This window comes from Microcoleus sp. CAWBG27, assembly GCF_020883145.1.
Taxonomy (GTDB): Bacteria; Cyanobacteriota; Cyanobacteriia; order Cyanobacteriales; family Microcoleaceae; genus Microcoleus.
Genome location: NZ_JAHREU010000053.1, coordinates 1 through 12,727, shown reverse-complemented (window position 1 = coordinate 12,727; position 12,727 = coordinate 1). Strand labels below are relative to the sequence as shown.

General features: G+C 46.9%; 9 protein-coding genes. 5 read left to right on the top strand and 4 right to left on the bottom strand.

Annotated features, from left to right (window positions below):
• Positions 1-18 precede the first annotated feature (18 nt).
• Positions 19-3,966, bottom strand: coding sequence for an EAL domain-containing protein (locus tag QZ938_RS23985; RefSeq protein ID WP_293353372.1), 3,948 nt, complete (start codon positions 3,964-3,966; stop codon positions 19-21).
• A gap of 456 nt (positions 3,967-4,422) precedes the next feature.
• Here QZ938_RS23985 and acnB point away from each other — a divergent pair, with 456 nt between their 5' ends.
• The 5 genes from acnB to QZ938_RS23960 all read left to right on the top strand — a co-directional run bounded on the left by acnB (position 4,423) and on the right by QZ938_RS23960 (position 8,824).
• Positions 4,423-7,038 (top strand): bifunctional aconitate hydratase 2/2-methylisocitrate dehydratase, encoded by a 2,616-nt coding sequence (gene acnB / locus QZ938_RS23980; RefSeq protein ID WP_293353374.1) that lies wholly within the window; start codon positions 4,423-4,425, stop codon positions 7,036-7,038.
• 155 nt (positions 7,039-7,193) lie between these two features.
• The gene (locus tag QZ938_RS23975; RefSeq protein WP_293145747.1) at positions 7,194-7,382 is read left to right on the top strand and encodes a hypothetical protein; all 189 of its coding nucleotides are present in this window, start codon (positions 7,194-7,196) and stop codon (positions 7,380-7,382) included.
• On the top strand, positions 7,375-7,833 hold the full coding sequence (locus QZ938_RS23970) for a hypothetical protein (protein ID WP_293353376.1): 459 nt from the start codon (positions 7,375-7,377) through the stop codon (positions 7,831-7,833). Before QZ938_RS23975 ends, QZ938_RS23970 begins: the two co-directional genes overlap by 8 nt.
• 3 nt (positions 7,834-7,836) lie before the next feature.
• Positions 7,837-8,292, top strand: a complete 456-nt coding sequence (locus QZ938_RS23965) for a nucleic acid-binding protein (RefSeq protein ID WP_293353378.1) — start codon at positions 7,837-7,839, stop codon at positions 8,290-8,292.
• A 142-nt stretch (positions 8,293-8,434) separates the two neighbouring features.
• Positions 8,435-8,824 (top strand): cupin domain-containing protein, encoded by a 390-nt coding sequence (locus tag QZ938_RS23960; protein ID WP_293146115.1) that lies wholly within the window; start codon positions 8,435-8,437, stop codon positions 8,822-8,824.
• A gap of 329 nt (positions 8,825-9,153) precedes the next feature.
• Here QZ938_RS23960 and QZ938_RS23955 read toward each other — a convergent pair whose 3' ends face one another.
• From QZ938_RS23955 to QZ938_RS23945, 3 genes are all read right to left on the bottom strand, one after another.
• Positions 9,154-9,813: a pentapeptide repeat-containing protein gene (locus QZ938_RS23955; RefSeq protein ID WP_293353379.1), complete on the bottom strand. Its 660-nt coding sequence runs from the start codon at positions 9,811-9,813 to the stop codon at positions 9,154-9,156.
• A 163-nt stretch (positions 9,814-9,976) separates the two neighbouring features.
• Positions 9,977-11,626, bottom strand: a complete 1,650-nt coding sequence (locus QZ938_RS23950) for an ABC transporter substrate-binding protein (RefSeq protein ID WP_293353381.1) — start codon at positions 11,624-11,626, stop codon at positions 9,977-9,979.
• A gap of 251 nt (positions 11,627-11,877) precedes the next feature.
• On the bottom strand, positions 11,878-12,727 hold an 850-nt coding region (locus QZ938_RS23945; protein WP_293365647.1), incomplete at its 5' end, for an adenylate/guanylate cyclase domain-containing protein.

Below are 12,727 nucleotides of genomic sequence, written 5' to 3'. Positions count from 1 at the left end.
GATTTCTTGAAACAGATGTTAACCCGACTTGATATTGCCCAGATTTATCAGCATTTCTGTCACTGCGCCGCTGTCCAAAGGTTTAGAAAACAAATATCCCTGAGCTAATTCGCAGTCGAGTGCCCGAAGCTGGGCTAACTGTTCGGCTGTCTCCACACCTTCGGCGATCGCATTTAATCCCAAATTGTGAGCCAAAGTTACGATCGCCCGCACAATCTGCAAAGGCTGACCCCCACCGTTGCCGTTTTCGAGCGCCCCCAAGCGACTCACAAAAGATCGATCGATCTTCAGCGTATCCAGCGGAAAGCGGTGCAAGTAACTCAAAGACGAATAGCCCGTACCAAAATCGTCGATCGACAATCGAATATTTCTACCTTTTAATTGGGCAAGTACAATATTAGCTTTAGCCACATTTTCTACGATCGCGCTTTCAGTGATTTCCAATTTTAAACAATTCGGAGCGCAGCCAGTTTCTGCCAATATTTCATCTATATGTTCGATTAAATTCGCCATTCCTAACTGCTTAGGAGAAATATTCACACTCATTGTTAATTTTGAAGGATCGACAATTGATAACTCGGAATTGGGAATTGGGCATTGGGCATTGGGCATTGGGCATTGGGCATCGGGCATCGGGCATCGGCCAAACAGGGCATCGGGCATCGGGCATTGCCGAACTTCCTGCTTCCTTGTATTAGTTAAATCCGTTACATCCGTTACATCCGCTACAAAATCCGCTGCCGAACTTCCTTCTTCCATCAACATTTCTTGCCAAACGCGCAATTGTCGGCAAGCTTCGCGCAGCACCCAGGCTCCCAGAGGCACGATCAAGCCTGTTTCTTCAGCTACAGGAATAAAAGTAGACGGCGGCACTAGACCCCGAATCGGGTGCTGCCAGCGCACCAAAGCCTCAAAACCTTCGATCGCACCGCTGGCGAGGGAAAAAATTGGTTGGTAGTGCACAATAAAGTGCGAACATTCATCCTTACTTTTCCCTAATTCCTCCTTACCAAAAATAGCTAACCGCAGGTCTGTTTCTAACTGCAAGAGGGAGATAGTTTGGTCGTGCATCGCCAAATTAAACACCTCGTGGCGGGCTTTACCCAAAGCTTTAGCACGGTACATAGCAATATCAGCATCGCGCAGGAATTCTTCGGGATGGCTGTATAAAGCACTCTGCTGGCCGTTCAACTCGTCACTTTCTACTATTCCTAACTCACCTCGACTGAAAACAATCCCAATGCTAGCGGTGGTAAATACTTCATGCCCTTCGAGGTTAAACGGAATCTTCAGTTCTGTTTGTATCCTGTTAGCTGCTAGGGTGGCGTCGCTGAAGCTCTGAATGCGGTCTAGCAGAATGGTAAATTCGTCTCCCCCCAACCGGGCGACTGTATCGGAAACGCGCACGCAATCCTGAAGTCGCTGCCCTAGGGCAATTAGCAGTTTATCCCCAAGAATGTGTCCTAAAGAATCATTAACTATTTTGAAGCGGTCTAAATCTAGGAACAAAACGGCAAATTTGTAATCTGGGGAATGTTTGGAACGGCGGATCGCTTGTCCTAGCCTGTCGATGAACAAAAGGCGGTTAGGTAAACCCGTCAGCGAATCGTGAAAGGCGCCGTGCAGTAGTTGCTGTTCTACTCGCTTGCGCTCGGTGACATCTCTGATAATAATTTGGGCGGCGGCTGAGCCTTGATAAATAGCGGGGATGCCGGCAACTTCAACGTCTATGATTTCTCCGTCAAGCCGCATCAATTTTTCTTCGGCAAGCTCTATCGGCTGATTTTCTTCCTCGACTTGTCTCATCCGTTCTCTGGCTTTTTCGACATAGTTTGGATGAACCATATTCAATACCGGAAAGCCGATGAGCTCTGCCGGAGATCTGGCGCCGAGGAGTTTAGCGCCGGCGGCATTGATGTAGACGATTTTTCCTTGACTGTGAACGGCGATCGCTTCGGGAGATAGTTCTACTAAACGACGATAGCGTTCTTCACTTTCTTGGAGAGATACTATCAGCTCGCAGCGCTCTTTTTCGGCTCGCTGGCGTTCGACTTCCATTCTGTGAACTGCCAGAAATTTACCGATGCTTTGAGCCATCAGTTCTATGATTTCTCTGGTCTGCGATTCAAAAATTTTATGTCGGGCTTTTTGCGAACAAAAGCTCAAAGTACCATAAATTTTATCGTTGACAAATATCGGTGTGCCAATGTATGATTCTATGTTCAAATCTTGATAAACTTGATGGTCGCCAGTTTTCAGTATTTCTTTGATGTGAGAACACGCCATGGTTTTTTTGGATTTGATTACTGCTGCACAGTAAGTATCGCTAAGATTTAATTTTAAGCCTTTGTTAAAATATTTGATGTTGCTTTTGACGGAGCGAATCAGAAAAGATTGACTTTCAACTTGAGCAATAATACCAATAGAGAGTCCAAAAATTAAACAGCCTGCTGTCAGATAATCATCAACCAGTTCTTGAAAGTTTTGATAGTGATAAGTTGTAATCCGGTGCAAATGTTTGAGGTTGGCACTGAATGTGGCTAAATCTTGAGACTTTAAAAATAATTCTTCTTCCGAGCGCTGGCGGTCTGTAACATCGGTTTGAACTGCTATAAAGTGAGTTAAGTGTCGCCGAGAGTTGTATACTGGAGCAATAGAAAGTTCGTTCCAAAAAGGTGTTCCATCTTTCCGAAAATTACGCAAGATAACTTGGCATTCTTTCCCTTCTTGAATGGCAGTTTGCAGCTCTTTTGCCGCAGGGCAATTGGTGTTTTTTCCCTGTAAAAATCGGCAATTTTGACCAATTAATTCCTCTCTGCTATAACCGGTGATCCGCTCAAAACTGGGATTGATATAAATAATTGGATTATCTGCAACTGTGGCGTCGGCGATCGCAATGCCGTTGCTGGTACTCTCGATCGCCCGTTCCATCATTTGCAAGCGCTCTTGCGATCGAATGCGATCGATCGCCGCAGCTAACAGATTGGCGATCGCTTCTACAAAATAAACGTCATCCTGGTTAAAAACCCGCTCTTGCTTGCTGTGCACCCCCAAAATGCCCCAGATCGGCGACTCAGCAGTGTTCGCTGGTTCTGCTTGTCCCCAGTTCTTTTTCGCCTGTCCCCGATTTCCGGGAACGATCGCAGTGATGCCGCTGACAGCCTGGTGGTTGTGCAGCAGTGGCGACTCGCTAAACCGGGTTTCTACCCGCAAATCTGCGACGATTATCGGTTCACCAACTAGCAATGTGTAACCTGCTTGCGATCGACTAGAAGCGGTAACAGTAGCGTTACCGACAAGTCCGGGCTGCCAGCCAATCCCCGCTCGCAACAGAAAAGCATGGCCAGAAGGCAACAGTTCCAGAAACTGGCAATACTCAACATCTAGGGTTTGGGCAATTAACACCGCAGCTTTTTCCATCAGTGCGGACAAATCTGTTTCTACCAGAGCCTGCTGCCCCAAGTAAGCGACGGCCGCTTGCTGGCGGGCCCGCAAGTGGATTGACGCGAGCAATTCCTGCTCTTTGGCGGTGGCTAGCTTGCGCTCGGTAATGTCGCAAAACACCGACAGTACCGTTTTTTCCGACAGTAATGTCAAATACCGCATGGATACAGTGGCCCAAAACAGGGTACCGTCAGCTTTTTTGAGGCGGACTTCTGTCTCGCGGACGTATCCATTGCGAGCGAGATCCTCCAGTAGTTGCTGGCGTTCTGCGGGATTGTTGTAGAGGATGGAGGCTGGCTGGCGGTCGATCGACACAAATGCTCTCAGGCCGAAAGCCTGACGGCATAAATCGTTGCTATAAAGAATTGTGCCGTCAGGTAGACTGCTAACGATCATGGGCATCGGCATCGAATTGGCGATCGTCAGCAGCAATTCTTTGGTTTCTTGCAATTCTTCGTACAAGTCTGGCTTGGCGGCACAGCCCTGACAGTCTTCACCGTTTTCAGGGATAAAACTTTCCATTTTTTAATTGATCCATTTCTGCGGACAATTTTTGTCAAATTGTGGTTAGTGACGATTTCAGGCGATTTTTAGACGTAGAGGACGATCGACAGTACCTCGTACCACATTCATCTTAACCAAAACAATGCAACTCAGCAGTCCAAAACTGCTCGGATCGAGTTTTAGGTAGACTGCCGGCGGAGCTCGCATCTGTCTGTGGTAGGAAAATGTACAGTTTCTGAACTTGCGTTAAATTTTCATGTATGGCTCAATAGGGTTCAGATAAGATCGGACTTACGGTTGAAACCCCGTCTTGTCAAACGATGTCCCAGCTCAGAGGGACACAAGAGGATAATGTAATTTTAATCCACCCTGGTTTTTCAACCCGCGGAGGCGGGTTTTGTTTGTATAGGAGCGGTTTCAACCGCCCGGTCATCTGCTAACAACTACCCAAAACTATCCGAAGAGAGAGAGAAAATGCTTGAATCTTACCGCCTTCACGCTGCCGAAAGAGCCGCATTGGGAATTCCACCGCTGCCGCTAGACGCCCAGCAAACGTCGGAACTCTGCGAATTGCTGAAAAATCCGCCACCGGGAGAAGAAGAAGCCTTAATCGAATTATTGCGCGATCGCGTACCTCCAGGCGTAGACAGCGCCGCCTACGTCAAAGCTGGTTTTTTAACCGGCATCGCCAAAGGTGAAATCCACAGCCCCCTAATTGCTCCCAAATGGGCAGTTTACCTGCTGGGGACAATGATGGGCGGTTACAACGTCCAATCTTTAATCGATTTGCTCAATCCTACTGCCGAAATCGCTATCCCCGCCACCGCAGCCCGGGCCTTGAGCAAAACGCTGTTAGTATTCGACGCCTTCCACGACATTCTCGCCCTGTCGGATACTAATCCCTACGCGAAGCAGGTAGTCGATTCCTGGGCTGATGCCGAGTGGTTTACCGGCCGCCCCGAACTAGCCCAAGCCATTACTGTTACAGTCTTCAAAGTGCCAGGAGAAACTAATACCGATGACTTGTCTCCCGCACCTCAGGCTACCACGCGGCCGGACATTCCCCTGCACGCTTTGGCGATGCTGGAAAGCAAGATGCCAGGGGCCTTAGAAACGATCGCCCAATTAAAGGAAAAAGGCCATCCCGTAGCCTACGTCGGCGATGTTGTCGGCACCGGTTCCTCGCGGAAATCGGCGATTAACTCCGTGTTGTGGCACATTGGTAACGATATTCCGTTTGTACCAAACAAGCGCAACGGCGGATATATTCTAGGAAGTGCGATCGCCCCGATTTTCTTCAATACCGCTGAAGATTCCGGCGCATTGCCGATCGAATGCGATGTCGCCAAAATGGAAACCGGCATGGTAATCACCATCCATCCCTACAAAGGCGAAATCACCAACGAAGCCGGAGAAATCATCTCCACCTTCACCCTCAAACCCGACACAATCCTCGACGAAGTTCGCGCCGGCGGTCGAATTCCCCTATTAATCGGACGCACCTTAACCGACAAAGTTCGCGAAGCTTTAGGACTAGGAATCAGCTCTATTTTCACCCGTCCAACTATCCCCGCCGATACCGGAAAAGGCTTCACCTTAGCTCAAAAAATGGTAGGGAAAGCTTGCGGTTTGTCCGGCGTTCGTCCCGGCACATCTTGCGAACCAGTGATGACCACAGTCGGTTCCCAAGATACCACAGGCCCAATGACTCGCGACGAGTTAAAAGAACTGGCTTGTTTGGGATTTAGCGCCGATTTGGTAATTCAAAGTTTTTGTCACACTGCTGCCTATCCGAAACCAGTTGATGTCAAAACTCACCACGAATTGCCCGATTTCATGGCACAGCGGGCCGGCATAGCTTTGCGTCCCGGAGACGGCATCATTCACTCTTGGCTGAACCGGATGTTATTGCCGGATACAGTAGGAACAGGCGGCGATTCTCACACTCGTTTCCCTTTGGGAATTTCTTTCCCTGCGGGTTCGGGATTAGTTGCTTTTGCTGCTGCTTTGGGCGTGATGCCTTTGGATATGCCAGAATCAGTTCTAGTCCGGTTCAAAGGTGAATTGCAACCGGGAGTAACGTTGCGGGATGTTGTGAATGCAATTCCCTACGTAGCAATTCAAAAAGGTTTGCTGACAGTCTCGAAACAGAATAAGAAAAACGTCTTTTCTGGGCGGATTATGGAGATTGAAGGTTTGCCCGATTTGAAGGTCGAGCAGGCTTTTGAATTGACCGATGCCTCGGCCGAGCGTTCTTGCGCCGGATGCACGATTAAATTGAGTTCTGAGACGGTCTCTGAGTACATTCGTTCTAACGTCGCGCTGCTGAAAAACATGGTGGCGCGGGGCTATCAAGATGCGCGGACGATGATGCGCCGGGTGGCGAAGATGGAGGAATGGCTGGCGAATCCGGTGCTCCTAGAAGCGGATGCTGATGCCGAGTACGTGGAAATTATCGAAATCGATCTCAACGAGATTACCGAACCGATTGTAGCTGCGCCGAATGACCCGGATAATGTGAAGCTGTTGAGTGAGGTTGCGGGCGATCGGGTAGACGAAGTATTTGTCGGTTCCTGCATGACAAATATCGGTCACTACCGCGCCACTGCCAAGGTATTGGAAGGTTCAGGAGAAGTGAAAACTCGCCTGTGGATTTGTCCGCCCACTCGCATGGACGAACAGCAACTGAAAGAAGAAGGTTATTACAGTATTTTTGGAGCCGCTGGAGCGCGCACGGAAATGCCGGGATGCAGTCTTTGTATGGGCAATCAAGCACGAGTAAAAGATGCCACCACGGTGTTTTCAACTTCGACTCGCAACTTTAACAACCGCATGGGTAAAGATGCACAGGTTTATCTCGGTTCTGCGGAATTGGCGGCAGTTTGTTCGCTGTTGGGTCGCATTCCCACAGTCGAAGAATACCACGAAATTGTGGCGAAGAAAATCAATCCTTTTGCTGGTGATTTGTATCGATATTTAAATTTCGATCAGATTGCTGGTTTTGAGGATGAAGGGCGAGTGATTGCTTTGGAAGATATGCCTCGGATTGAGGATATTTTGGGGATTCCTGAGGGTGTTTTGAGCAAGTAATATAGCGGATAGAGCGAAAGATAAGGTACGTAGTTGGGCTTGAGCCCTCTTGGTTTAAGGGTTATATAAGCTGTCAATCATACCTCATTTTTTCGAGAAAGGCTATATCGTCGAAGCTGACTGAGATGGTTATTTTGAACCGCAGATAAACGCAGGTGTACGCAGATGAATTAATTTTATCTGCGTACATCTGTGTTCATCCGCCGACATCTGCGGTTAAAGAAATTCCCATTGTTTACAATATAAGTAGAGACGACTTCGATCGCCAATTTCTAATTCCCATCCAAAATATCGATCGACCCGCTGATTTAAATACGACAAAGGAGAAAAGTGATTATGTCTGAACAAGCTTTAATTGGTGAAAGTCCAGCGACAGCAACCTCAGCACCAGAAACTCGCATTGGCAATGAAATGGTAGAGTTTCTCAGTGTAATTCAGCAAACTCCGAGAGAATATTGGCCGAATTTGCTTAAAATGATGAGGTTATTTCTGGAAACCGTGAGAGTTAAGCCCGGATTACCGGAACCCGCCGAGACACCTGAAAACGTAGATTTTACGAAACTGTCGAAGGATAGAAATATCACAAGAAATCAAGCTATGAGCAAAATGCTGCTAGCGGGGCGAAAGGAAGGAAATGAGGATAACGAAAAACCAGAAACCATCGATCCTGTAAAGCAGCACGAAGCTCTGAGCAAGCTGTTACAGTCTTGGGTGGATGATGGAGATGAACAGGAACAAACAGAAACTGCTGAAGTGCTTCGCAAAGCACTAGAAGAAAACCAGGTGCATATATAGTCGATGAGCAGAATAGTTTTGTTAGATTCTGGGCCTTTAGGAATTGTTACAAATCCCAAAGCCGCCTCTCCTTTATATCAAGATGGTAAACTCTGGCTGCAATCTTTGCCGCTAAAAGGTTACATTGTAATGGTTCCTGAAATTGCTGACTATGAAGTGCGACGCGAATTAATTCGTGCAGGTAAGGCGGCAGGTATTAGACGACTTGATGAACTTAAATCGCAAATTCCCTACCGTCCTTTGACTAGGGAGGTAATGCTTCTAGCGGCTCAGTTGTGGGCGGATGCACGAAAGAGAGGAAAGCCAACGGCACACCCCGATGCACTTGACGGAGATGTGATTCTGGCGGCTCAAGCAATATTGGAAGTAAATGGTATGAATGAAGTGGTGATTGCTACCACAAATGTGGGGCATTTGTCTCAGTTTGTCGATGCTCGCGAATGGCAATTAATCTCTTAAAGCTGGATTCTGGGAGAAAAACTCAGGAATGAGCCTTTAGCGAAACTTGGAGAAGCCGATCGCACGCAACGCACCTTCCCCGACTTACCCAGTGCCTGATATACTTTCCACTATAGATATTTTTACACATACCATTAGCGAGATAAACAGGATGGTGGAAACAGTGGATACAATCGAAAAAACGGACGATCGCACGCAAACCCGGTTTTGGGGTAAAGTTACAGTCATAGACGCGGGCGATCGCTACAAGATCAATCGCATCGAAGTCAAACCGGGACACCACATCCGCACCCAAATGCACTATCACCGCAGCGAGCACTGGGTTGTCGTCTCCGGTACCGCTAAAGTTATCTGCGATGAGAAAGAGACCATTCTCATGCAGAAACAGTCAACCTACGTTCCCATGAATACCGCTCACCGCGTGGAAAACCCCGGCGTTATTCCCTTGGTGATGATTGAAATCCAAAATGGCGAATATCTAGGAGATGATGACATTATCCGTTTTCCCCAAGATGCCGCTGACGAAGATTGATCTCAAATCAAGTTAAATAACTCTCAGGTTTGTAGTGAGGACTTCAGTCCTCTCTCATCTCAGACTTAACGGAAAATTAAAATTACCAGAAAGAATTAGTTTAAAGCCCCAAGCCCGGGAGAAATTAAAATCAGGCTCTTCGTTACTCCAATCCTGTTCCTTCTTTTGTCAACTGTCAACGAAGAGGGCGGGCACGGGGGCACCGCCCCTACAAACTGTCAACTGATTGAAGGAAATTAAAATTATAGGGGCAATTTCAGAAATTGCCCCTACAGGATTATATTAAGGTTATTAAACACGATAGTCTGATATAGCAATTGGCGATCGTCCTACGGCAAAGCAGCGTTTTTCAAATCTACATTTGCCATATTGGCATCCTGTAAATTAGCGCCAGTCAAATCTGAACCGTTCAAGTTAGCACCGGTCAAATTTGCACCGGTCAAATTTGCATCCCGCAAGTTAACCCCCAGCACATCGATTCCCGCCAAACTACCGCCCCGGAGGGTGATACTTCCTAGATTCGCGACAGACTGACGGGCATTTCTCAGGTTCGCCCCAGCCAAATTAGCACTTTCTAAATTAGCCCCGACCAAATTAGCACTGGTGAGGTTGGTATTTTTCAAACTCGCAATTACTAAACCAGCCAAACTCAGGTTAGCCCGAGTCAAATCAGCACCCTCCAAATTTGCCCCGTGCATTTTAGCCCCAATTAAGCTCGCACTTTGCAATTTAGCTTGTGTCAGATTTACTCCGTTTAATTTGGCTTCGTTCAAATTTGTACCCCTCAAATTTGCACCGCTCAAATTTGCACCGCTCAAATTTGCACCGCTCAAATTTGCACCAGAAAGCTGCGCTCCTGTCAAGTCACATTTGCTGCAATTTTTAGTTTCTAATAGTTGCTTGACATCTGATACGTTTTCTGCTTTGACTCCAGAAGCAAAACCGATCGCAATTAGCAGCCCTGTTGTTGTTAAAATTCCAAATTTCATATACTCACCCTCAGCGATAGCTCTCTCTACTAATAATATCCAACATTTTTAGAGAGAGTGGGGTGATCGGTCTCTTCGATAAACTGTGACAATCATCACCCTGTTATGCACAAAAGATGATAGAATTATGGACGTTTAAACTCCTAAAAATTATTGTAAACAATTATTGCTTTTTCAGGAACCAAAAGGGAAAAGATTGCGTCGGTTCGAGACGGACACCCGTGATGCTGTTCTGAGCAAAAGTATAGTCCTTATCCTGCCATAGAGGGATGAAAGGTACATCTTGACCTAGTATGTCCTGAATTTCGGCAAACAAAGCTTTGCGGGTTTGAGGGTTGGCTTCTTTTCGCTGGTTGGCGATCAGTTGATTTACCCGATCGCTATAATAAAACGAACCCTGCCCCTGACTGGCACCCTTCTCGCACCCGCGGGCCGCCGAACCCGTCGCACAATCCAAAAACGGCTGAATGTAATTGTCAGCGTCGAAAAAGTCAGCGTACCAATCCACTAACACCGCAGGATAAATCCCCTTCTCTATATTCTGAAACAAAGTCGGAGATTCAACGCTATTAATTTCCACCTGCATGATCCCGTCCATTTTGAGTTTGGCTAAAGCTTTAATCGTACTCGCCACTAAACCTCGTTTTGTAGAACCGCTAGGATGCCAAATTTGAAAAATAAACGGATTGGTGGCCGAATATCCCGCTTTTGTTAACAATTCCTTGGCTTTTGTCATGTTGGCGTCGCCGTACATCTCTTTAAATACAGGCTTGGTAACGTCGAAGGTTGTGGGAATCAGGCTGTACAGAGGCTGGGCTTGTCCTCGGAGGACGCGATCGTTAATAAGCGGCCGATCCATCGCCGCTGCGATCGCCTGTCTCACCTCTAACTTATCCAGCGGTTTAGAATTGAGATTCAGCGTCATATAACTAACTGTACTGCTCTCCCCCACGATTTCCTGCCATTTCCCTTTTTTTGCTCCCTCGTCCAAGCTGCGAACTTGATCCGCATCCAGGGATAAATAAGCTACATCGATCGCACCAGTCCTAAAAGTATTGAACAAATTTGAAGAACTCGAAAGCAGCAAAATGTCAATACCTTTATTAACCGGTTTTTCTCCCCAATACTTATCAAAGGCGTCAAACTTCAGAGAATCGCTACCGTACTTCGCCAGTTTGTAGCGTCCAGTTCCCACAAAAGTATCGGGTTTAAATTTACCGTCCCCAATCTCATAAGCTTTCGGAGAAATGGGACAAAGACCGGCAAATGTCAGCAGGGAAGGAAAAGCAGCAAAAGGCTTTTTGAGTTGAAAAGTTAATTCGTATTCGCCCGTCGCTTTCACCGATTCTACTGCATCGCCCAACAAGAAAGCCGGACGACCGCCATTTTTGATAAATCGCTGCAAGGAAAATTCCATTGCTGCGGCGTTAAAGGGTGTGTCGTCATGAAAAATCACGCCTTGACGCAAGGGAATTGTATATGTCAATCCGTCTTTGCTCACTTTTGGCATTGCTGTCGCCAAGTGGGGGATTAACTTTGTCGTTCCCGACTCGTAGGTGTAGAGAGTATCGCCCAAATTTCGCAGCAGTTGTCCTGAGATGGTTTCGTAAGCGTCGGCGGGGTCGATCGTCCGCAATTTCAAGGTTGTGCCAATTGTCACGCGATCGTTGTTGGGCGAATTGGGCGAATTGGGCGATCGACTGGCACTCTGTCCGCAGCTTGCAGTTAACAAGCAGCACAGGCAGAACAGAGCTATAACTTTAATCACTGAAGGTTTTATAGATATTCTCGACTGCCGCTTGTTGATTTCCATCGTCTTTTATTGACACTCCAAATTAGTAATTATATTATCAGGACTTACGCACTTTTAAATAAGAAACCCGGTCTATTGGTAGGTGGAATGTCGCGAAACCTCTAAAACTGCCAACAGTCAACAGTCAACAGTCAACAGTCAACAGTCAACAGTCAACAGTCAACAGTCAACAGTCAACAGTCAACAGTCAACAGTCAACAGTCAACAGTCAACAGTCAACAGTCAACAGTCAACAGTCAGCAGTCAACTGACTAAAATTCCCTGAGGAGCGATCGCCAATCCCGACAGCGTTTCAGGTAAATGCGAGCTACCCGATCGCTCGGATTTGCCCGCAAACACTCTTCAAACAATTTTCCTGCCAATCGGTACTCATGGCGATCGCAAAGTAACATCGCTTCAGTATATACCGCCAAATTTGCTAGCTTAGCCGAGAGAATTTCCGGCGGATCGGCATCGAAGACCTCATATATTGTGACATATTGTAATTTTCCTTTTACCTGTACTTTATCCACAATCCGAATATTATAATCAGCCGGATTTCGCAACCGTTCCAATGTCTGCTGAGAAATTAACAGAGGAACGCCATAATCTTTCGTCAACCCTTCAATCCGAGACGCCAAATTAACAGCATCACTAATCACCGTGCTATCCATTCTGCTTTTGCCACCAACTGTCCCCAGCATCAAAGAACCAGAATTTATCCCAATCCCAATTTTAATCGGGATGTAGCCCACACTTAAACGGTATCTGTTGTAATCGTTCAGGATATTTAGCATCGCAATACCAGCTTTCACTGCATCATCTGCACAGTCGCTAAACAAAGCCATAATCGCATCGCCGATATATTTGTCAATAAACCCGTGATTGCTAGTAATAGCAGGCTCCATGCGCGACAGGTAAGCATTTATAAAATTAAAATTTTCTTGAGGCGTCATAGTTTCGGAAAGCGTCGTGAAATCGCGGATGTCCGCAAACAGGTATCGGCTCAATAAGTAGGGGTAGCAGTTAATCTGGCTGCCAAGACAATCCCAAGGGATAAAGAGCAGATTTGGAGCGAATAATAGTGGACAGAGAGGGAATAACTCCAAGTTGAGAAATTCG